This is a genomic window from Mesonia ostreae (genome assembly GCF_031845265.1).
In the GTDB taxonomy this organism is placed as follows: domain Bacteria; phylum Bacteroidota; class Bacteroidia; order Flavobacteriales; family Flavobacteriaceae; genus Mesonia; species Mesonia ostreae.
In genome coordinates, this window is record NZ_JAVRBG010000002.1 from 93,383 (window position 1) to 116,402 (window position 23,020).

At 35.8% G+C, this 23,020-nt stretch carries 21 protein-coding genes; 9 read left to right on the plus strand and 12 right to left on the minus strand.

Annotated features, from left to right (window positions below):
• Nucleotides 1-2: 2 nt before the first annotated feature.
• The 5 genes from RLT85_RS02420 to RLT85_RS02440 form a co-directional block, all read right to left on the minus strand.
• Entirely contained in the window at nt 3-2,645 is a 2,643-nt protein-coding gene (locus tag RLT85_RS02420; RefSeq protein WP_311400459.1) for a POTRA domain-containing protein, read from the minus strand.
• A complete protein-coding gene (gene uppS, locus RLT85_RS02425) occupies nt 2,578-3,318 on the minus strand; it encodes an undecaprenyl pyrophosphate synthase (protein ID WP_311400460.1) in 741 nt (246 codons plus the stop codon). The genes RLT85_RS02420 and uppS overlap by 68 nt, the downstream gene beginning before the upstream one ends.
• Nucleotides 3,318-4,010, minus strand: a complete 693-nt coding sequence (gene porG, locus RLT85_RS02430) for a type IX secretion system protein PorG (RefSeq protein WP_311400461.1) — start codon at nt 4,008-4,010, stop codon at nt 3,318-3,320. Before porG ends, uppS begins: the two co-directional genes overlap by 1 nt.
• Before the next feature lie 103 nt (nt 4,011-4,113).
• A complete protein-coding gene (locus tag RLT85_RS02435) occupies nt 4,114-4,998 on the minus strand; it encodes an NAD kinase (RefSeq protein ID WP_311400462.1) in 885 nt (294 codons plus the stop codon).
• Nucleotides 4,995-5,654, minus strand: coding sequence for an acetoin utilization protein acuB (locus tag RLT85_RS02440; RefSeq protein ID WP_311400463.1), 660 nt, complete (start codon nt 5,652-5,654; stop codon nt 4,995-4,997). Before RLT85_RS02440 ends, RLT85_RS02435 begins: the two co-directional genes overlap by 4 nt.
• 89 nt (nt 5,655-5,743) lie before the next feature.
• Here RLT85_RS02440 and RLT85_RS02445 point away from each other — a divergent pair, with 89 nt between their 5' ends.
• From RLT85_RS02445 to RLT85_RS02485, 9 genes are all read left to right on the plus strand, one after another.
• Nucleotides 5,744-6,457, plus strand: a complete 714-nt coding sequence (locus tag RLT85_RS02445) for a pyridoxine 5'-phosphate synthase (protein WP_311400464.1) — start codon at nt 5,744-5,746, stop codon at nt 6,455-6,457.
• Nucleotide 6,458: 1 nt separating this feature from the next.
• Complete coding sequence (locus RLT85_RS02450; protein ID WP_311400465.1) at nt 6,459-7,232, plus strand: alpha/beta fold hydrolase; 774 nt, start codon at nt 6,459-6,461, stop codon at nt 7,230-7,232.
• Nucleotides 7,233-7,331: 99 nt separating this feature from the next.
• Entirely contained in the window at nt 7,332-8,588 is a 1,257-nt protein-coding gene (locus RLT85_RS02455; RefSeq protein ID WP_311400466.1) for an OmpP1/FadL family transporter, read from the plus strand.
• 11 nt (nt 8,589-8,599) lie between these two features.
• Entirely contained in the window at nt 8,600-10,165 is a 1,566-nt protein-coding gene (locus tag RLT85_RS02460; RefSeq protein WP_311400467.1) for an SGNH/GDSL hydrolase family protein, read from the plus strand.
• A 73-nt stretch (nt 10,166-10,238) separates the two neighbouring features.
• A complete protein-coding gene (locus RLT85_RS02465; RefSeq protein ID WP_311400468.1) occupies nt 10,239-10,574 on the plus strand; it encodes a phage holin family protein in 336 nt (111 codons plus the stop codon).
• Between the two features lie 218 nt (nt 10,575-10,792).
• A complete protein-coding gene (tig, locus tag RLT85_RS02470; RefSeq protein WP_311400469.1) occupies nt 10,793-12,115 on the plus strand; it encodes a trigger factor in 1,323 nt (440 codons plus the stop codon).
• A 110-nt stretch (nt 12,116-12,225) separates the two neighbouring features.
• Complete coding sequence (clpP, locus tag RLT85_RS02475; protein WP_311400470.1) at nt 12,226-12,912, plus strand: ATP-dependent Clp endopeptidase proteolytic subunit ClpP; 687 nt, start codon at nt 12,226-12,228, stop codon at nt 12,910-12,912.
• A 9-nt stretch (nt 12,913-12,921) separates the two neighbouring features.
• A complete protein-coding gene (gene clpX, locus RLT85_RS02480) occupies nt 12,922-14,154 on the plus strand; it encodes an ATP-dependent Clp protease ATP-binding subunit ClpX (protein WP_311400471.1) in 1,233 nt (410 codons plus the stop codon).
• Between the two features lie 145 nt (nt 14,155-14,299).
• Nucleotides 14,300-15,886, plus strand: a complete 1,587-nt coding sequence (locus RLT85_RS02485; RefSeq protein ID WP_311400472.1) for a DUF4139 domain-containing protein — start codon at nt 14,300-14,302, stop codon at nt 15,884-15,886.
• A gap of 464 nt (nt 15,887-16,350) precedes the next feature.
• On the opposite strand, the gene groL is transcribed toward RLT85_RS02485, so the two are convergent.
• The 7 genes from groL to miaB form a co-directional block, all read right to left on the minus strand.
• The gene (gene groL, locus RLT85_RS02490) at nt 16,351-17,988 is read right to left on the minus strand and encodes a chaperonin GroEL (protein ID WP_311400473.1); all 1,638 of its coding nucleotides are present in this window, start codon (nt 17,986-17,988) and stop codon (nt 16,351-16,353) included.
• A 65-nt stretch (nt 17,989-18,053) separates the two neighbouring features.
• Nucleotides 18,054-18,329: a co-chaperone GroES gene (locus tag RLT85_RS02495; RefSeq protein ID WP_311400474.1), complete on the minus strand. Its 276-nt coding sequence runs from the start codon at nt 18,327-18,329 to the stop codon at nt 18,054-18,056.
• A 145-nt stretch (nt 18,330-18,474) separates the two neighbouring features.
• Nucleotides 18,475-18,807 (minus strand): preprotein translocase subunit SecG, encoded by a 333-nt coding sequence (secG, locus tag RLT85_RS02500; RefSeq protein ID WP_311400475.1) that lies wholly within the window; start codon nt 18,805-18,807, stop codon nt 18,475-18,477.
• Nucleotides 18,804-19,604 (minus strand): DUF8458 domain-containing protein, encoded by an 801-nt coding sequence (locus tag RLT85_RS02505; RefSeq protein ID WP_311400476.1) that lies wholly within the window; start codon nt 19,602-19,604, stop codon nt 18,804-18,806. Before RLT85_RS02505 ends, secG begins: the two co-directional genes overlap by 4 nt.
• Nucleotides 19,605-19,610: 6 nt before the next feature.
• Nucleotides 19,611-20,117, minus strand: a complete 507-nt coding sequence (locus tag RLT85_RS02510) for an LptE family protein (protein WP_311400477.1) — start codon at nt 20,115-20,117, stop codon at nt 19,611-19,613.
• A gap of 10 nt (nt 20,118-20,127) precedes the next feature.
• On the minus strand, nt 20,128-21,384 hold the full coding sequence (locus RLT85_RS02515; RefSeq protein ID WP_311400478.1) for a sigma-54 interaction domain-containing protein: 1,257 nt from the start codon (nt 21,382-21,384) through the stop codon (nt 20,128-20,130).
• 3 nt (nt 21,385-21,387) lie between these two features.
• Nucleotides 21,388-22,833 (minus strand): tRNA (N6-isopentenyl adenosine(37)-C2)-methylthiotransferase MiaB, encoded by a 1,446-nt coding sequence (miaB, locus tag RLT85_RS02520; RefSeq protein WP_311400479.1) that lies wholly within the window; start codon nt 22,831-22,833, stop codon nt 21,388-21,390.
• Nucleotides 22,834-23,020: the final 187 nt, after the last annotated feature.

A 23,020-nucleotide genomic window follows, 5' to 3' on the forward strand; every position in this document is an offset into this window, starting at 1 on the left:
ATCTAGAATTGTTGTCCAATAATAAAATGCGGTTCCCAACCACTAGCTCCATTATTGGTACCAGGAATAGGATCAAATCCGTAACCAAAATCAATACCAAGAAGTCCAAAGGCAGGCATAAATATACGTAATCCAACTCCAGCAGACCTACTTAATTGAAAAGGGTTAAAATCTTTAAAACCATCATAACTTGCTCCACCTTCTACAAAAGCTAAGGTGTAAATAGAAGCGGCAGGTTTTAATGTAATTGGATATCTTAATTCCAGAGAGTATTTGTTGTAAATAGTGGCCCCATCATTTCTAGTGAGGTTAGAGCCAGCTGTTCTATCTCTTGGGATTAACGATTGGTTAGGATAACCTCTAAGTGCAATATTTTCCCTTCCGTCAAGACTATAGCCACCTAAACCATCTCCTCCTAAATAGAATCTCTCAAAAGGAGGTATCCCGCGGTCATTGTCGTAAGCTCCTAAGAATCCATATTCCGTAGAAGCTTTAAGCACTAATTTACCAATTAATTTATTGTACCAAGTACCTTTAAATTTAATTTTATAGTACTCTAATAATTTAAATCGCTCTTGATCTATTTTAGCAACATCTGCCTCTCCATTCGTTTGAAATTCAGGATCATTTCCTAACTCGGCATAATCTACACCATTCCAAGCAGAATATGGAGGAGTAAATTTTGCTGAAACACTAAATTGTGAACCTCCCATAGGAAAAACAGGATTGGTGTAGGTATTGTCTCTACTTAATCCTAAGGTTAGTGCGATATTGTTTGCATATCCATTAGGAAACGTAAATAAACCAATATTATAGTTTTTTAAGTTATAATGTTGATAGCTTATCGCAGCAGAGGCAGTAAAGTAATCATCTGGAATGGTTAATCTTTTGGCCAAACCTAGAGATCCACCCGTAATTAAAAATCTTCTATCTCTATCTGCTTCTCTTTCAAACGCATCATAAAAATATTGAACCGTATGAGAAAAAGAAGCTGTTAAACGGATTGGTTTTTTACCTCCCAACCAAGGTTCAGAAAAAGATAAGCTATAGGTTTGGTAGAAACTCGCAGCTTGTGCTCTTAAAGATAAAGTTTGACCGTCTCCCATAGGTAATGGTTTGTACGCATCTTTATCTAAAATTCCTTTGAGAGAGAAGTTATTAAAGGACAATCCTAAAGTTCCTACAAAACCTCCACCGCCGTAACCTCCTTGAAGTTCTACTTGGCTAGCACCGCTTTCTACTACTTTGTAATCTAAATCTACTGTCGCATCTGCAGGATTTACTTTAAAATCTGGTGAAAGTTGCTCTGCATCAAAAAATCCGGTAGCACCTAATTCTCTTACGGTTCTCACTACATCTTGCTTGCTATATTTTTGACCTGGTTTTGTTCGTATGTTTCTGTAAATTACGTGATCGTTCGTCTTGTCATTTCCAGAAACACTAATTCTATCAAAATAAGCTATTTTTCCTTCTCTAATACGTATTTCAAAATCGATGGTGTCGTTGTAGATTTTTGTTTCTACCGGACTTATTTGTGCGAATAAATAACCATTATTTTGATATAAATTGGTAAGGTCTTCTCCGTCAGGTTGGGTTTGATCGCTTATTTTCTTCTCTAATAAAGTGCCGTTATACACATCTCCCTTAGAAATTCCTAGAAGATTCTTTAGTTGATTATCAGAATAAACACTGTTTCCTAAAAACGCGATATCCCCAAAATAGTATTTGTTTCCTTCTTCTAAGTTGATGGTAAGTTCAACATCCTTTTCATTTAATTTCACCATCGTATCAGAAACTATTCTTGCATCTCGATAACCTTTAGATTTATATTTATCTATGATTTTCTCTTTGCTAAGATCGTATTCATCTTGAATATATTTAGATCTTTTCCAAAATCTAAAAAAACTTTTTTGCTTCGTTTTCATTTGGCGACGCACCTTAGCGTCTGTAAAGACTTCGTTTCCATTAATATTAATGTTCGCTACCTTTACTTTTTCTCCACGATCTATTCTTAAGATCATATTTACTTGCTCTGCTTCAGAAACGTCTGCGGTGTCTTTAACTGTATTGGTTCTAATATCTACTTTGGCGTTGAGGTAACCATCTAAAGCATAGGTATTTTTAATAGAGTTGCGTGTGGTGGTGATAAGGTTTTCAGTCACCTTAGAGCCTGCTTTTAAGTTATTATCCTTAATGATATTAGCTCTTTTCTTCTTCTTTTTAAGACCTACAATCTCTACCTCATTAAGTTCTGGCACTTCAACGATCTCTAATTCTAAATCGGCTACATTACCTTCTACGTTGGTCACGTATAGATTGATATCGCTAAATAGACCTAAATCCCAAAGTTTTTTAATGATGTTACTTATTCTATCTCCAGGAATAAAAATTTCTTCTCCAGATTTAAGTCCCATAAAAGCAATCACGGTTTGCTCGTTGTAATTTTGACTCCCTACAACCGTAATTTCGCCAACGGTATATTCTTTACCGTTAGCAATGGCTATATCTTGAGCCTGAATAGGATTAAATGCGAATACGCAAAGTATTAAAAGTAATAGTTTCTTTAACATCAATATATTAATTGATTTGTTCACTGGTTTTTCCAAATCTTCTTTCTCTGTTTTGATAATTAAGTATTGCCTCAAATAGGTTTTCTTTACGGAAGTCTGGCCATAATACTTCTGTAAAATATAATTCTGCGTAAGCGATTTGCCACAGCAGAAAATTACTTATGCGCTGTTCGCCACTTGTTCTGATGAGTAAATCTACATCTGGTAAATTATGACTATACAAATGCTGCTGTACAACATTCTCGTCAATCTGCGCAATAGAAATTTCTTGGTTAGAAACTTTTTCACTTATTTTTTTAATCACACTTAAAAGCTCTTCTCTAGAGCCGTAGCTAAGAGCGAGAGTTAGAGTCATTAAATTATTTTTGGAAGTTTTTTCAATTACTTCTTCCAATTCTTTTCTCGCTTTCTTTGGTAAGTTGTCTAAACAGCCAATAGCCGTAAGCTTAATATTATTGTCCATTAAAGTTTTAATTTCTTTCTTAAGGGAAGAAACCAATAACTTCATAAGGGTTTTTACTTCTAGCTTGGGTCGGTTCCAGTTTTCTGTAGAGAAAGCAAAGAGCGTAAGGTTTTCAATACCTATTTCTGCACAAGACTCTACGGTTTCACGTACGGCTACCGTTCCTTTCTCATGACCTACAGCGCGCAAAAATCCTTGCTTTTTTGCCCACCTGCCATTACCATCCATAATAATGGAGATATGCTTAGGTAGTTTATCTTTATTTATTTTCTCTTTCAAATTCATTAAAAAGCGCTGTAACAAGGTTTTCGGCCAAAGGTATAAGTTAAGGTAACACCCACAAACATATACCAGTCATTTGTGTTGGGATTTCCAAAAGACGGATAAGTATCACCACCATCAAATTCTTCCGGATTACTTCCGTCAAGGTTATCGGTAAATGTGTATCTGGCGCCTACTTCTAGCCCTATAACCCAATAAGGACTTAAAGTCCCTTTTATCCCTATTACCATAGGAATTGCTGCTGTTATTTTATTGTCAAAGGGAGTAATACGGTTGGATTCACTTAGGTATTGATCTTCTGTCAAAAGACCTGTTAACCCAGTATAAAGATAGGGAGTAAATTGCGGTCTTAGGGTATGGAGATCCCATTCCCAAAAGGTATATTCAATCCCTAAAGAGGCTTCGGTAACTTGGCTTTTAAAAGCATAACCTCTATTTCTTCTTCTGTTTTCATTCGCATCTCTATCTTCAGCTTCTAAGGTGGTATGAAGTAAAGTAAATCTAAAAGAGTGCCTTTTACTTCTATTCCATTTAAAGATACCTCCCCCCACTAAGCTTTTTGGAGCTATGAAGTTGGTGGGTCCTACATCACCAATATAGTTAGCGCCTCCAAAGTAAGCGCCTAATTCATAGGTTTGAGAACGTACATCTTTAACACACATAAATATGGTTATGGCAGCGATTAAATACTTCATAGATTTTTAAAAGTTTGCAAATATATGAATTAAGTTTTCTCTATCTTAATTTATATGATTTTTGTACCTCTATGATTAACAAATTATACTCGTTTTTATTGTTTTAGTTTCTTTTATCTTCTCCCCAAAGTAGTTTTTGTCTAAGGGTTTTGATAAAACTATCTTCATTTAAAAGAACTAAGCCTATGGTAAATGGCGCCTTTTTGATGGTAATGGTCGTGTCATTATCTAGACTTGTTAATCTTGAGTCTAGGGAAACCAAAAACATATTTTCTCTTCCAGTTACTTTGAGCGTAAGTTCTGTATCGTCTGGAATTAGTAAAGGTCTTGCATTTAAATTATGAGGAGCGATAGGGGTAATGGCTAAGGCATTGGTTTTTGGGTCTATAATAGGGCCGCCGCAGCTTAGGGAGTACCCTGTAGAACCCGTGGGGGTAGAGACAATGAGTCCATCTGCCCAATATGCATTGAGGTAATTTCCATTAAGCCATGTTTCTATGGTAATCATCGAAGTGGTATTTTTTCTACTAATCGCAACCTCATTTAAAGCAAAGTTCATATCTGAAAGACCTTCGTTTTCTGGAGATGTTGCAATGGTAATCAATGCTCTTTTAGAAATAGAGTATTTTTTTTCTTTTAAAGCCAGTACCATGGCTTTTATATTTTCTTTTTGAATGGTAGCCAAAAAGCCTAATCTACCCGTATTTATTCCTACAATAGGAATATCGAGATCTCTTACAAAGTTGATGCTTTTTAAAATAGTACCATCTCCCCCAATACTAAAAAATAACTGGTAGGACCTATCGAGCTTTTTAAAGGTAGCAAAATTATTGTACTGTCTGTCAATACTGCTATTCTCATTAATTATAGTGAGAAAATTTTCTTCGATTTCTATTTGTATATCTTGTAATTCTAGAGCGTCTAATAGCTCCTGAATATACTGCCCAGAATTTTTATGATAAAATTGTCCGTAAATTGCTACTTTCATATATTTAGATATTTGTCTAGGTAGTCAGATCTTTCTTGTAAATTTTTCGTGTAGGCATCTTCTTCATGTGCGCTTAAAATTTTATACCCATAACGCCTTAAGGTTTGAATAAGGTCATTCACACCAGTTGCATTTACCTTAATAGTAATTTCGGCTACGTCATTTTCTATCTTGCTCACAAAAGCACCCAGTAGTTTATGATTAGAAGATTCTATGATTTGGCTAATCTCACTAAAAGAATATTCCGTAAAGTTTTTTCCCACAACCAGAATAGCACCATTTTCTTTTAAAAAGGGGGTATCATTAATAAAGGACATAATATCACCTAATTCCACATAACCTAGATATTTATTGGATTCTTGTTCTAAAACAGGAATGAGATTGGCGTTATTTACACCAAAATTCTTTAAAATATCCAACCAATTGTCTGTATCTCGAACAAAAAATCGCTCTAAGGCATATAGATATTCCTCTAGTGTTTTATCATTCTCAAAGCATCTTAAGTCATTTTCGCTGATAGAACCTATAAAAATGCCATCTTTTTCTACCGGTACGTGCGTGCAAGTAAGTTCATTAAAAAGCTTTTTAAAACTTGCTACGGACTGATTTACAGATTGTAATTCTACATCATTAATAATATAATTGGACAATAGCATATACTGCGTGTTTTTATCTGCAAATTAATTAAATTATACCACATGAAAGAATGACAACTTTGTATTTTTGTAAAGCAAAAGATAAATTTATGACAAAGCTAAGTGTAAATATTAATAAAATAGCCACCTTAAGAAATGCTCGTGGTGGTAATTTTCCCAATTTAGTAAAGGCCGCAAAAGATATTGAAAATTTTGGAGCGCAAGGGATTACCGTTCATCCAAGACCAGATGAAAGACACATTACTTACCAAGATGTGCGGGATTTACAGCCTATAGTAAAGACCGAGTTTAATATAGAAGGGAATCCTGTTCCTAAATTTATAGACTTGGTACTTCAAAATAAACCAACTCAGGTAACTTTGGTGCCAGACTCGGTAGATGCCATTACTTCTAATGCAGGTTGGGATACTGTGAAAAACAAAGATTTTTTAAAAGAAGTAATTACTGAATTTAAAAATAACGGCATTCGTACCTCTATTTTTGTAGATCCTAATTTAGAGATGATTAAACATGCGGTAGCCACGGGAACGGATAGAATAGAATTATATACCGAAGATTTTGCTAGCGCGTATGAGAAAGGAAATACGAATGCGATTAAACCCTATATCGCTTGCGCGCAATTAGCCAACGAGCTAGGACTTGGGATCAACGCAGGTCACGACTTGTCTTTACAAAACATTGAATTTTTCAAAAATAACATTCCGGGTTTACTGGAAGTTTCTATAGGACATGCGCTTATCGCGGAATCTCTGTATGAAGGTTTAGAAGTAGTAATTCATAAATACCTAAAACGACTTCAGTAATATGAAACTATATTCAAAAATAATTGGTAAAGGGAAGCCTTTTCTCATTCTGCACGGTTTTTTGGGAATGGGGGATAATTGGAAAACCTTAGGGAAAGAGTTTTCAGATGAAGGATATGAAGTTCACTTAGTAGATCAAAGAAACCACGGTCGTAGTCCGCATACAGAGGATTTTGGCTACGATGTAATGGCAGAAGATATTAAAGAGTATTGTGAAGAGAAAAATTTACAAGATATCATTTTGCTAGGGCATTCTATGGGAGGAAAAACCGCGATGAAAGTAGCGACAAACTATCCAGATTTGGTTCACAACCTTATTGTAGTAGATATAGCGCCCAAATATTATGAGCCACACCATCAAACTATTTTAGAAGGTTTAACGATGTTACAAAACTCCGACTTAGATTCTAGAGGCTTAGCCGATGAAAAACTAGAAGAATACATTTCAGAGTGGGGAGTGAGGCAGTTTTTGCTTAAAAACCTCTATTGGAAAGAAAAAGGAAAGTTAGCTTTACGTATGAATCTGGAAGTTTTAAAAGAAAAAGTAGAGCACGTGGGAAAAGCTTTAAATGAGGAAGATACATTTCATAAAGATACCTTATTTGTTAGTGCAGGCAGTTCCAATTACATCCGTAAAGAAGACCGGGAGCTTATTAAATCCCATTTTCCTAAAAGCAATACCGTAATTATTAAAGACGCGGGGCATTGGGTCCACGCAGAAAAACCAGAGGATTTCTTCCAAATCATTATGGCGTTTATTCATAAATTCTCATAAATTTACTATGCCTGCATAATATTTATCGAAAAGGCTTGGCTATATGCTAATTTATGTTAAATTTGATACAATGATTAACTTAATACATTTGGTATGATTATGAAAAAATTACTTCTTTTTGCGGTCTTTTTACTTGCTGCGAGTGTTACTTATGCAGGTGGTTACCGAGTAAGTGCTCAAGGTCAGAGGGCTCTAGCTATGGGCCACACAGGGGTGGCAGTAGTAAATAGTGCGGAGTTAGCTTTCTTTAACCCTGCGGGATTAGTTTATTTAGAAAACGATTTAAATATATCTGCAGGGGTAACTGGCGTAATGTCTAATGTAAAATGGCAAAATAACAATACGGGACAATTCTCTGAGACAGATAACCCTATTGGAACTCCATTTTATTTTTATGCTTCTTACCGCGTTACAGATTTTCTATCTGTAGGTCTAAGTGCTTACTCTCCGTACGGCAGTGTAGTGGAGTATCCAACAGATTGGGCGGGATCGCATTTGGTAAATAAGATTGATTTGCAAGCTATTTACATTCAGCCTTTAATCTCTATAAAAATATCTGAATATTTTAGTATTGGAGGAGGGCCAATCTACGCAACAGGCGGGGTTAATTTTAACAAAAATGTAAACCGTACCCTTACCGATGAACAAGGAAATCGCTCTAACGTAGAGGTAGACGCTTCTAATGTAACCAATTGGGGATGGTCTGCGAGCTGGATGTTTAATCCAACCGAAAATCTAAGAATTGGATTTAATTACCGCTCAGAAATTATTTTAGAAGCGGAAGATGGGGAAGCTGTGTTCTCTAACGTTCCAAATTCTCCTTTGTCACCAATTAAAAACGGGGAAGTAGGCTTTGATGCTTCTTTACCTATGCCTGCTGAACTTTCTGTAGGTTTATCTTATGAATTTTGCGATAAATGGTTATTTGCTTTCGATTATAATAGAGCGTACTGGGAAGTCTATACTAATCTAAATATTGACTTTGCACCAGACGACGTGCCAGACTCTTCTAACCCAAGAAACTACAAAAATGCTTCTACTTATAGATTTGGTTTACAATATGAAGCTTTGGATGAATTGACTTTAAGAGCGGGATATTACTTTGATGAATCTCCAGTTAGAGAAGGTTACTTTGCTCCGGAAACGCCACGAAATGATTCTCACGGATTTACGGGAGGTCTTTCCTACCAAATCAGTAAAAGGTTTGCTGTAGATTTAGCGGTTACATATTTAAGATTCAAAGAAGTAGGTGCTTCTTATGATTATTATATGGAAGATGGAACGAGTGTGCCTTTTGGAGGAACTTACAAGAGTAACGCTCTTTTGGGAGGTTTAGGAGTAACTTTTAATTTATAATAGAGATGAATATGAAAAATTATATAAAATATACTGCAATTTTGGCCTTAAGCCTTGTTGCTTGTGAGCCAGAGTTTGACGAGTCTATTGAAGACGATCAGGTTTATAATCAAGGAGAAGCAAATTTTGAAAATTATGTAGCTGTAGGAAATTCCCTTACGGCAGGTTATGCAGATAATGCATTATATGTACAAGGACAAAAAAATTCTTTTCCTAATATTCTAGCACAACAATTTAAGCACGTTGGAGGTGGAGATTTTAAACAGCCTTTAATGAATGGTAACCTCGGCGGACTTCTTTTAAACGGAACTCAAATTGCAGGTAATCGTTTAACCTTATCTTTGGTAAATGGAATGCCTGCGCCAACACCAATTGCTGGGACTCCAACAACAGAAATCACTAACACGCTAACAGGTTCTTTTAATAATATGGGCGTGCCTGGAGCAAAAAGTTTTCATTTAATCGCTCCTGGCTATGGTAATGCAATAGGAGTACCAAGCGGAATGGCTAACCCATATTTTGCACGTTTTCGTTCTTCAGAGAATGCAACAGTATTGGAAGATGCGGTGGCGCAAAACCCCACATTTTTTAGCTTGTGGATAGGAAATAACGATGTATTAGGCTATGCCGCTGCTGGTGGGGCTGGAGTAAATCAGCAAGGAAATTTAGATCCATCTACGTACGGCTCTAACGATATTACAGATGTAAATGTATTTGCCTCGGTTTATAGTCAAGAAGTGGATGCGCTTACAGCTTCAGCAAGTGGAGGAGTAGTATTAAATATTCCAAATGTTACTTCTACACCTTATTTTAACACGGTTCCATACAATCCATTGACTCCTACTTTATTGGGAGAGCAATTGCCAACTTTAAATGCAACTTACGCTCAGTTGAATCAAGCTTTTGCATTTTTGGGAGTTCCAGAAAGAGCTATACAATTCTCAACATCAGGCGCAAGTGGACTTGTAATTCATGACGAATCATTAACAGATCTTTCTGCACAACTAACACAAGTACTTATTGGAGGTGGTTTTGATCCGCAAACGGCAGCAATTTATGGAGCTCAATACGGGCAAGCCAGACAAGCAAATGCAAATGATTTATTGGTGTTAACGAGTTCTTCTGTAATTGGTACCGTAAATATGGATCGTATCGCAGAATTAATGGCAGTTGGAGTACCAGAACAAACTGCTGGTCAGTTAGCTGTAAATGGCGTTACGTATCCCATGCAAGATCAATATGTGTTACTTCCTTCAGAACAAGAAGATGTGGCAACAGCAACAGCAGTTTTTAATCAAATTATTAAAGGTGTTGCGGCTCAAAAAGGTTTAGCTTTTGTAGACGCTAACGTCCTGTTAGATAGAGTTGCTACCAGCGGAATTAATTATGACGGAGGAACTATTACAAGTGAGTTTGCAACAGGAGGAGCTTTTTCTCTAGACGGAATTCACCTAACTCCTAGAGGGTATGCTTTTATGGCGAACCAAATTATTAATTCTATCAACACTACCTATAACTCGACCATACCTAAAGTAAATATTGGATATTACAGTGGAGGACCTGCTATTGGAGAGTAATCATATCGTTAATCTTTTTACAAAGGCATTCTACTTTAGAGTGCCTTTCTTATTTTTATAAAAAATCAATCTTATGAAACTTATACTTAGTATTTTAGTGACCGCTATTTTAGTAGTGTTATTGGGTAAATTACTCCCAGGAGTTGAGATAATTAGCTACGGAACTGCAATTATTGTTGCCGTGATTTTAGGACTACTTAATTTAATTGTAAGACCAATTTTGGTGGTGCTTACGCTTCCAGTAACAATTCTTACTTTAGGTTTATTCCTTTTAGTCATCAATGCTTTTATTATTTTAATCGTAGACAATTTAATTGGCGGTTTCGCCGTAGATGGATTTTGGTGGGCACTTATCTTTAGTTTATGCCTATCTATATTGCAATCTATTCTAAATTCATTGATGGAATAAATTTCGTTAAGTAACTATTTTGAATCTCTAAAAAAGTATCTGCATTTTATGTGGGTGCTTTTTTATACTTCGGAATTGATGCTAGTTCCAAAAAAAGATTTAATTTGAAGGCGAAATAGCTTTCGTAAATTAAATATTGAGCTATCAAGTTGATTAAAAACTTGGTTGGCAGGTAAATAATGTGTAATTTTGCACTCCAAAATTCAGAAGATTTAAGCATGGAAATTACAAGAGAGAATTTAGACGAGCTAAATGCTGTGATAAAGGTTGATATCAAAAAAGAGGATTACAACCCAAAAGTAGAAAAGATTCTAAAGGATTACCGTAAAACGGCCAATATTCCTGGTTTTAGAAAAGGACACGTGCCTATGGGAATGGTGAAAAAACAATACGGCCAGTCTGTATTGGTTGATGAGGTAAATAAATTATTGCAAGAATCTCTTAACAACTACATTACGGAAGAGAAATTAGAAGTTCTTGGAAATCCGTTACCAAAAGATCAAGAAAGTTTCAATTGGGAGCAAGATGATTATTCTTTTGAATTTGAATTGGGTCTTTCTCCAAAGTTTGATGTGGACTTAAATACGAAAAAGCCAATCACGCAGTACCAAATCGTTGCCGATGAGGAGATGATTGATAACCAAGTGAAAACTATTCAGAAACAATACGGGAAACTGGTATCTAAAGATGTTGCAGAAGAAGGAGATGTGGTTGCAGGTACTTTTAAAAACGAAGAAGAAGGAATTGAAAATACCACTACGCTTCCTTTAGAGAAATTAAAAGGTAAAAGAAACTTAAATAAGTTTGTTGGAGCTAAAGTAGGAGATAAAATAGACTTAAAAACAAAGAGTCTTTTTGAGGATGATCACGATCTTGTAGAGTTTTTAAAAGTAGAACACGATAAAGCGCACGACTTAGATGTAGAAGTGACTTTTGAAATTACTGAAGTAAATAAACAAGAGCTTGCAGAATTAGATCAAGAATTGTTTGATAAACTTTTTGGTGAAGGCAATGTAACTACCGTAACTCAACTGAAAGAAAAAATTAAAGAAGACGCAGAGAATCAGTTTAAGCAACAAAGCGATCAGCAGTTGTTAAATGATATCACAGAGCGTTTGATTGAAACGACTTCATTTGATCTTCCTGGAGAATTCTTACAAAAGTGGATCCGTGTAAGTGGAGAAAAGCAACTTACCGCAGAAGAAGCGAAAGAAGAATACGAGAAGAGTGAAAAAGGATTGCGTTTTCAGCTAATTGAAGGGAAATTGGTGCAAGAGAATGATCTTCAGGTAAAATTTGAAGAAATCAAAGAAATCACTAAAGAGCGTATCAAAATGCAAATGGCGCAATTTGGTCAAACAGATCCTTCCGATAAAGATATTGAAGACATCACCGCTAGAGTACTTTCTAACCAAGAAGAAGTGAAAAAATTATCTGAGCAGGTAATGAATCAAAAATTATTAGATTTCTATAAGGAGAAAGCTAATTTGGATAAAAAAGAAATGACTTACGAAAATTTTGTTAAGGAAGTTTACAAATAGTCTTTTATAGAATTAATACTTATATTTAAGGCGTTAAACCAATAAGGAATAACGCCTTTTTTATTCAATAAAAATAAGGCTTTCAAAAAAGCTAAAAACAAAAAATAACTATGGATTTCGGAAAAGAATTTGAAAAATTTGCGACCAAAGACCAAGGGATTAATCCAAACTACTATTCTAAAATAGTAAGTAGCATGACGCCTACTGGGATGACTCCAAATATTATAGAGGAGAGACAAATGAATGCGGTGGCGATGGATGTCTTTTCTAGATTGATGATGGATAGAATTATCTTTTTAGGAACAGGAATCAATGATCAAATTGCCAATATTGTACAAGCGCAAATGCTTTTTTTAGAAAGTACAGATGCTAACAAAGACATTCAAATTTACATTAACTCACCTGGAGGAAGTGTATATGCAGGCTTAGGTATTTATGATACCATGCAGTTTATAAAACCAGATATTGCTACCATTTGTACAGGAATGGCAGCATCTATGGGAGCTGTTTTATTATGTGCAGGTGCAGCAGGAAAACGAAGTGGACTTCCACACTCTAGAGTAATGATTCATCAGCCTTTAGGAGGAGTTCAAGGACAGGCGAGCGATATTGAGATCACAGCGAGAGAGATTATGACCTTAAAGAAAGAATTGTACACCATCATAGCGAAGCATACTGGACAAGAATATGATAAAGTACACGAGGATAGTGATCGTGACTATTGGATGAAAGCCGATAAAGCGAAAGAATACGGAATGATTGACGAGATTTTAACCAGAGAAGAAACTAAAGCATAAAGTAGAGATATGGCGAAAGAAGAATTAGAATGTTCGTTTTGTGGAAGAAAGAAGCCAGACACCAGCTTGCTTATTGCAGGTTTGGATGCACATATTTGTGACCGCTGTATAGAACAAGCACACGGTATTGTGGTGGAAGAATCTAAGCAAGAAGGAGCACTTGAACTTTCTACGGAGTTTAAATTACGCAAACCTAAATCTATCAAAAAATTTGTAGACGATTATGTAATTGGTCAAGAATATACTAAAAAAGTACTTTCTGTGGCGGTATATAATCATTACAAACGTTTATTGCAGCCTAAAAGTGATGATGATATCGAAATCCAAAAAAGTAACATCATTATGGTGGGGCAAACAGGAACTGGTAAAACCTTAATGGCGAAAACCATTGCAAGAATGCTTAACGTTCCTCTTGCGATTGTGGATGCTACTGTTTTGACAGAAGCTGGTTATGTAGGAGAGGATGTAGAAAGTATATTAACACGCTTATTACAAGCGGCAGATTATAACCTAGAAAAAGCCCAACAAGGAATTGTTTTTATTGATGAGATTGATAAGATTGCACGTAAAAGTGATAATCCATCCATCACTAGAGATGTGAGTGGGGAAGGAGTACAGCAAGCTTTATTAAAGCTCTTGGAAGGAACTACAGTAAACGTTCCGCCAAAGGGAGGTAGAAAGCATCCAGACCAAAAATTTATCGAAGTAAATACAGAGAATATCTTATTTATTGCTGGAGGAGCTTTTGATGGAATTGAAAAAGCAATTGCCAAGCGTCTTAATTTACAGGCGGTAGGGTATAGCGCTTCCAAATCTGAAGATGCCATAGAACAAGATAGTATCTTAAAATACATCATCCCTAAGGATCTTAAAGATTTTGGATTGATTCCAGAAATTATCGGTAGACTTCCTGTATTAACATATATGAATCCGCTTGACGAAGAGACACTTCGTGCAATTTTAACTGAACCAAAGAATTCTCTGATTAAACAATATACCAAATTGTTTGAGATGGATGATATCGAATTTACGATTACAGATGGAGCTTTAGATTATATCGTCACCAAGGCCATAGAATATAAGCTAGGGGCACGTGGATTGCGTTCGCTTTGTGAAGCCATCTTAACTGATGCGATGTTCGAAATGCCTGAAGGAAAGGAAAAAGAATTAAAAGTGACCAAGTCTTACGCTGAAAAAGCTTTAGACAAAAGCACGATTAAAAAGTTGAAGGCAGTTTCTTAGGAACTTGTTTTTGATTGCGATAAATAAAAGCTTGTTCTTTCTAAAGAGCAAGCTTTTTTATTTGTGGTACAACTATTGTTTTGTTGAAAACTGTAACAATCTATACTACTATTTCTGATTTAGAAAGGATATAAAACCTAAGCCTATGCGATTTCTTATTTTATTTTTAGCGAGCAGCACTTTCATGTTTGCTCAAGATCTAGAACCCAAACTTACCACTCAAAAAGCTACAGTATATGTGCAAAAAGCACAATTAGAGGCAAGTAGCAGGTTCAGTTTGACGGAAGGTCGATCAAATGTGGTTTTTAAAAATTTATCATCGGTGATTGATGTGAATAGTATTCAGGTAAAAGGTCTGGACGGAATTACAATGCACGGAATTAGTTTTAGACAAAATTATCTAGAAAATAAAGCAGCGAGTGTTGAGGTGAAAAATCTTGAAATTAGTTTAGCGGATTTAGAACGCAGCAAGGCGAGTTTAGAATACGAATCTGAAGGCTTAAAGAATGCGCTTAATTTATTGCTCGTCAATCAGAAAGTGAATAATGAAAAGCAAAACCTTAGCGTTGCACAATTGGATGCTTACGCCAAGTATTACAAGACCGAAACAAAAAGTTTAAAAACCCAGCAATATGATCTTGATGTAGAAATAAAAGAATTACGCAGAAAAATTAATCAGCTTCATCAAAGTTTAGCTCAGTCTAGGGCCGATTTAAAAAAACCTACTGGAGAAATTGTTCTTGACTTGGAAGCCTCAAGAACACAAACTGCTAATTTAGAGATTACGTATGTGGTGAATAATGCGGGTTGGTATCCAGGGTATGAGATTAGAACCCAAAATACAGAAGCCAATCTCAATTTTGCCTATAAAGCTTTTGTATATCAGTCCAGCGGTCAAGATTGGGAGAATGTAGAACTAAGTCTTTCTACGGGAGATCCTAGTGTGAATGGTACAAAGCCTACAGTGAATCCAATCTATTTAAACTTTATTCGAAATAATCCTGTTCATAATGCGATGAAAAATAGAGTTGCTGGTGTACAGTTAGAGGAAGAGGTGATAATGTCTAGTGATGCTATGGTTAAACAGAAGACTCCAGAACCGCGTATGATCAAGCAAGAAGCGCTTACCCAAGTTCTGTTTCATTTATCTAAGCCCTACAGTATAAAATCTTCTCAGGAAGCTCAAAGTGTATTGATTGAAAAATTTGATATTCCAGCCACCTATGAGCATTTTACGGCACCATTAATTCAGGAAAAAGTATTCTTAACTGCCCTTGTAAAAGATTGGGAAGAGTATGATATGCTTCCTGGCGAGGCTAGTGTCTATTTTGCAGGAAGTTATGCAGGTAAAATCCTATTAGATCCACGAGTGACCGAAGAAGAGTTGGCTATTTCTTTGGGAGTAGATCCTGCCGTGCAAGTAGAGCGTAAGCAAATCAATAGCAAGAAGGATAAAAGTTTCTTTGGCAATGCCATCAAGCTAAACAAGAGTTATGCGATTACGGTTCGTAATCAGAAGAAAACAGCGATAAAATTAAGATTAGTGGATCGCATTCCTATTTCTCAAAACGCTGAAATAAAAATAGAAGATATAAACCAAAATGCTACAGATTATAATAAGCAAACTGGTTTACTCACTTGGGAATTTAGCGTGCAGCCCAATATTAATTCAACTAAAGACTTTTCTTATACCATCAAATACCCAAAAGGAAAACAAATTAATTTGAATTAGATTTTTTTTACGGATTTGATTCCGTAAAGCAACTAAATCTAGTATTGGTTTGAAGTTGAGGTTTTATTTTTGAGTGGGTAGTGCAAAGCTCATTTTGTATATCTGCATTCAGTCTTAATAATAGTCTTGTTTACTCTTGAGTCGGAAACTAACACTTAAAAGACTATTCTTTAGCAATCAATACATTCAGTTTAGACCTGAATAGGAAGAAACTGTCTAAAAAGTAAATTTCTGTCAGCCTAAATCTGCTCGTATCAATGGGGAGGCCTTGATAAAGGTTCTCATATTAATTTTTGAACCACTAGGATGAGATTCTGAAATAAACCCGCCTGAATGATACGGGCAGGTTCAGAATGACAGTTTTCAAAATTTTTCAGAAATCCAGCATCCATAAAAAAGAATAAAAAAAAAGCTCACTTTTTCATAAAGCGAGCTTTTTTTTATAAATTCTAAAGAGAATGTTCTTACATCATTCCTGGCATTCCACCGCCCATTCCTTGTGGCATTCCACCACCAGCATTATCTTCTGGAATATCGATTAAAGCACATTCTGTAGTTAGAATCATACCTGCAACAGAAGCCGCATTTTGTAAAGCGATACGTGCTACTTTTTTAGGATCAATAATTCCTGCTTTAAGCATATCTACATAAGTTTCAGATTTTGCATCGTAACCAAAGTTTTTCTTACCTTCCAAAACTTTATTGATTACAACAGAACCTTCACCTCCTGCATTTTGCACAATCGTTCTTAGCGGAGACTCAATAGCACGAGCAACAATTTGTACTCCTGTAGTTTCGTCTAAACTGTCTGTAGCTAAGTTAGCTAAAACAGCTATTGCTCTTACAAAAGCAACACCTCCACCAGCAACAATACCTTCTTCTACGGCAGCTCTTGTAGCGTGTAAAGCATCATCTACACGGTCTTTTTTCTCTTTCATTTCTACTTCAGATGCAGCTCCTACATACAATACAGCAACTCCACCCGCTAATTTAGCCAAGCGTTCTTGCAGCTTTTCTTTATCATAATCTGAAGTTGTGCTTTCAATTTGCGCTTTGATTTGATTCACGCGGTTAGTAATCACATCATTTTCTCCAGCCCCATTTACAATAGTAGTATTGTCTTTATCGATGCTTACTTTCTCTGCAGTCCCTAATTGTTCTAAGGTTGCATTTTCTAGGGTAAATCCTCTTTCTTCAGAAATTACAGTTCCTCCAGTAATGATAGCAATGTCTTCTAACATGGCTTTTCTACGATCTCCAAAACCAGGTGCTTTTACCGCAGCAATTTTTAAAGAACCTCTTAATTTATTTACTACCAAGGTAGCTAAAGCTTCTCCGTCTACATCTTCAGCAATAATTAATAAAGGCTTTCCAGATTGAGCTACAGGTTCTAGAATTGGCATTAAATCTTTCATCGTAGAGATTTTCTTATCAAAAATCAAGATGTAAGGATTTTCCAAATCCGTAGTCATTTTTTCACTGTTGGTTACAAAATACGGAGAAAGATATCCTCTGTCAAATTGCATTCCTTCCACTACATCTACGTAAGTTTCAGTTCCTTTAGCTTCCTCTACTGTAATTACTCCTTCTTTTCCTACTTTTCCAAAAGCTTCGGCGATTAATTCTCCAATAAGCTCGTCGTTATTAGCAGAGATAGAAGCTACTTGTTTAATTTGTTCCGAAGAACTTCCTACTTCTTTAGTTTGCTTTTCTAACTCTTTGGTAACGGCTTCAACCGCTTTGTCTATCCCCTTTTTTAAATCCATTGGGTTAGCGCCTGCAGCAACGTTTTTAAGTCCTTCCTTAACAATAGCTTGTGCTAAAACAGTAGCAGTAGTAGTACCATCACCAGCAAGGTCATTGGTTTTTGAAGCTACTTCTTTAACCATTTGAGCTCCCATATTTTCTAAAGGATCTTCTAGCTCAATTTCTTTTGCAACAGAAACTCCATCTTTAGTCACCACAGGGGCTCCAAAAGATTTACTAATAATCACATTACGACCTCTTGGTCCTAAAGTTACTTTTACCGCATTTGCTAATGCATCTACGCCACGCTTAATACCGTCGCGTGCTTCAATATCAAATTTTATATTTTTTGCCATGTTATATTTTTTTGTTGAAACCTAAGTTTCAAATAATTTAGAATTAAATTTTAAAGGTGATGAGTTTATAAAATCCCTAAGATTTCGTCTTCTCTCATAATTAAATAATCTTTTCCGTCTAGCTTAAGTTCGGTACCAGAAAACTTTCCGTAAAGAACAGAATCTCCCGTTTTTACTGTCATATCATGCTTTTTTGTACCTTTCCCAACAGCAATTACTTTTCCTTGTTGTGGCTTTTCTTTTGCAGAATCAGGAATGTAAAGACCAGATGCTGTTTTAGTTTCTGCAGCAGCAGGCTCTACGACAACTCTATCTGCTAGAGGTTTAAATTTTAATCCCATTGTTTTAATATTTTAGTTAAAAATTATTTTCTTATTTGAGAGATAATAGACTAAAATTATGCCAAGTAGCCTTCGTCTGTCAAAGACAAAAAAAAATGCCATCTTGTCACAGGACAGATGGCATTTTTTGTAAAAAAATATTTTTTTATTCTCTAATTCCTCCTTCATCATTCGCGGGGGCATCCACAGGCATCGTAGTTTGAGTATCATCATTTATAATTCTAGATTCTCCTAATCCATTTCCATCCATAATCGCTAAGTTAGACAATAAGATAAGCACCAAAAGTACGGTAGCTAGCGTCCAAGTACTCTTATCTAGGAAATTGGTAGTGTTTTGAGCGCCTCCTATTTGAGCTCCACCTCCGCCTCCAAAAGAAGAAGATAAACCTCCACCTTTAGGATTCTGAACCATAATAACAACTATAAGCAAAAATGCTACGATAACGATTAAAACTAAAAATATTGTAAATGTATTCATGATGATTTGTTTTCTTGTAATTTTTCGATTGCCCAAATTTTGTCTGCAAATAAACCACTTTTTTCGGGATTTTTCAAGATTAATATTTTAAATGCTTGAATTGCTTTGGAATAATTTTTCTGTTCTAGGTAAACTCGTGCCAAAGTTTCAGTCATTAAGCTCGTGTTTGCGGGCTCTGAACTTATTTGCGCTGCTCTAGATGGCACTTCTTTTGAAGGAATAATTTTTGGCTTCTTTTCTATAAATTTGTCAATTAATCTAAATCTGTCATCAGATGCCGTAGAAGATCTCTCTTTTTCGCTTACCGGTTTGGCCGATGTAAGTTGTAACCATTGGCTAAAAGAATGCTTTTCGTTAGAGGTAAACTCCAAAGGCTTGCCTTGTTGCAAAACATCTTCTTCTAATTCTTCTTTCTCTGCGGAAGATGTGGAAGAAATTTTTTGAAATAAATTGGGGTCTAATACAAGATTGGCTTCAGATAAATCCATGTTCAGATTCTCTTCCTCCAAATCTTCTTGCTGCGTTCTATATTTTATTTTTTCTGAAACTTTTTGTTGAGCAAACTCTGCGGAAGTGATATAATCAAATAAAACTTCTCTATTCGTAGTATAAGCTGCCGTTTTTTTAAGCGCAGGATTGTAATTAAAACTATGGTGCTGTTTTAAAGCTTTTAACTGAATTGCTCTAGCCGATTGAAAATAAGGAAATTGCTCTAACAAAAGATGATAGTCTCTAAGTTTGCTTTCGGGTAAAAGCGAGTTTTCTTCTATGTGTGAGATGTATTCTTCTTTTGTCATATTAAATTACCAGTCGGTTAGCGAAGCATTAAAAATATCTTGATTAATTCTTAAGTAAATTTCTTCTAAAGCGGAGTCTAAAGTTCCGCCAATTAATTGCTGATTGGCGGGATAATCATAATAAAAGGAAAAACTTCGTTCAAAATCTTTTTCGGGGTCTTTATTGTTAAAAAACCTTACGTTAACTGCAATGGTTAACCTGTTTTGGGCTGCTGTATTTTGGCTGGTAGAAGTCATAGGTGCAATATAATACTGCGTAATTTCTCCCTCATATATTAAGTCTCCGCCCTCATTGGTTAAGCTCAAACTGGTTTGACTGTTGATAAAATCTTGCAATTGGTTGGTGAAAATTCTATCGATTCCTGGTTCTACTAAACTTGCGTTATTTTGGAAAAAGTTGACCTGAAAAGTTTCAGCATTACCAATATCTGCTCCAGAAAGCGAATAAATGCCACAACTAGAAAGCATGAATAGTACACTTGCTAAAAAACTAATTTTTAAAATTCTAAACATAAGTTGTTTTTTACAAGTCGTATTGCTTAATTTTTCTATATAACGTACGTTCGCTAATGCCTAATTCATCTGCTGCGGCTTTTCGTTTGCCGCTGTGACGCTCTAGAGATTTTTTAATGAGTTCTAATTCTTTATCATGCAACGAAAGCGTTTCCTCTTCTTGAATTTCTTCCGCGAAAGCGTATTTATCTTCTTGGGAAGAAGGATTGCTTTTTTCAGGAATTTGAAGTACTTCCATTTGCTCTTCTAACTCTTCTTCGTATTGTTCTTGTTCTTCAGAATCGCCGTAAATTTTTTGGATGAGACTTTCATTGTCATTTTTTACCTCATCATTATTTCCGTTACGCATCAATTCCAGCGTAAGCTTCTTTAAATCATTAAGGTCGCTTTTCATATCAAAAAGCACTTTATAAAGAATTTCGCGCTCATTACTGAAGTCACTCTCTTTCTTTTTATCGTTGATCACCGCAGGAAGGTTGGAGCCTTGATGGGGTAAATACGATTGTAGCGTATTTGAAGTAATTTGTCTTTCTTGCTCCAAGACAGAAACTTGCTCGGCTACATTTCTTAACTGTCTAATATTCCCGGCCCAATGGTATTTTAAAAGCATTTTTACACCTTCCTCGTCTAATTTTACTGCGGGCATTTTATATTTTAAAGCAAAATCTGAAGCAAACTTTCTAAACAATAAATGAATATCCTCTTTGCGATCTCTTAGCGGCGGAAGGTTAATTTCTACAGTGCTTAAGCGGTAATATAAATCTTCTCTAAACTTCTCTTTTTTGATGGCTTCAAACATCTCTACATTGGTCGCCGCCACAATGCGTACATTGGTTTTTTGTACTTTAGAAGAACCTACTTTAATAAATTCTCCGTTTTCTAGAACACGTAACAAACGAACTTGCGTGGTAAGCGGCAATTCTCCTACTTCATCTAAAAAGATGGTTCCGCCATCGGCTACTTCAAAATAACCGCTGCGGTTTTGCGTAGCTCCCGTAAAAGCACCTTTCTCGTGCCCAAAAAGTTCACTATCAATAGTGCCTTCTGGAATAGCACCACAGTTTACGGCAATGTATTTGCCATGTTTTCTATGTGATAATGAATGAATAATTTTAGGAATACTTTCTTTTCCTACACCACTTTCTCCTGTAACCAATACAGAAATATCTGTAGGAGCTACCTGAATAGATTTTTCTATAGCGCGGTTAAGGCTTGGGTCGTTTCCTATAATGCCAAAACGTTGTTTTGTTGCTTGAACAGATTCCATAAATTAATTATTATCTGAATATCCTACTGGGGTTCCTATAAGTGTTGCACTGGTGCAATCTTCTACTTTTACCATCACAAAATCGCCTACTTTATAATTTTCTTTAGGGAAAACGATGGTCGTATTTTGTGTATTTCTTCCACTCCAGTGTAAATCAGATTTTTTAGATTCCTTTTCTATAAGTACTTCTTCTATCTTGCCTAAATGCTGTTGTGTGCTTTCTGCAGCAAGTTCTCGTTGTAAGCTTATAATTTCTGCCAAACGGCGTTGCTTGATTTCTTTAGAAACATCATCTTCTAGTTTTCTTCCAGCCATAGTTCCTGGACGTTCAGAATATGCGTACATAAATCCGAAGGAATATTTCACTCTTCTCATTAAAGAAAGCGTGTCTTGGTGATCTTCTTCGGTTTCAGTAGGAAATCCGGCAATCATATCTTGAGAGATGGAACACTCTGGAAGGATTCTTTTAATATTGTCAATCAATTCAAAATATTGCTCTCTGGTATGCAAACGGTTCATGGCTTTTAACACCCGATTGCTTCCACTTTGTACGGGAAGGTGAATGGATTTACATATATTTTTATGTCTAGCCATAGTTTCAATCACATCTAAAGTCATATCCTGCGGATTGGAGGTAGAAAACCGAATACGCATTTTAGGATGTGCTTTGGCAACCGTTTCTAGCAAAGCCGAAAAATGTACCGCCGTAGCTTTTTGCATCTCGCTGGCTTTTTCAAAGTCTTTTTTGAGTCCGCCGCCATACCACAAATAGCTGTCTACATTTTGTCCTAGCAAAGTGATTTCTTTAAAACCTTTATTCACTAAATCTTGTACTTCTTCTAAAATACTTTGCGGATCTCTGCTTCGTTCTCTCCCACGAGTAAACGGAACCACGCAAAAAGTACACATATTATCGCAACCCCGAGTGATAGACACGTAAGCCGAAACTCCGTTAGATTGAAGCCTTACGGGAGAAATATCTCCGTAAGTCTCTTCTTTAGAAAGAATCACGTTTACCGCACTTCTTCCTTCTTCTACTTCTTTTATAAGATTGGGAAGGTCTTTATAAGCATCTGGTCCTACGACCAAATCGACAATTTTTTCTTCGTCTAGAAATTTCTCTTTTAAACGCTCGGCCATACAACCTAAAACGCCCACTTTCATTTTAGGGTTGATTTTCTTTACCGCATTGTATTTTTCTAAACGCTTACGTACCGTTTGTTCGGCTTTATCTCGAATAGAACAGGTATTGACCAAAACCAAATCTGCTTCTTCTAGTTTTTGAGTGGTATTAAAACCATCTTTGGTAAGAATGGAAGCTACGACTTCACTGTCGCTAAAATTCATTTGGCAACCGTAACTTTCTATAAATAATTTTTTAGTATTGGTTTCTTTTCCTTCTAAAACGAGGGAATTACCTTGGCTGCTTTCGTTAATAACCTTCTCCATAATCTAATGTACTCCTAAAATTGAAAAGGCAAAGATACAATGAAAAGCAAACTCTGACAAACTGACAGACTAAGTTTTTAAAACTTCTTTTTTCTATACGGAATAAGTGAAGAAATAGTGGTAAAAGGTGTATACGAACATCTTGAAAATAGCTTAACCTTTATAGCTTTCCGTAAAGTAATTTCAA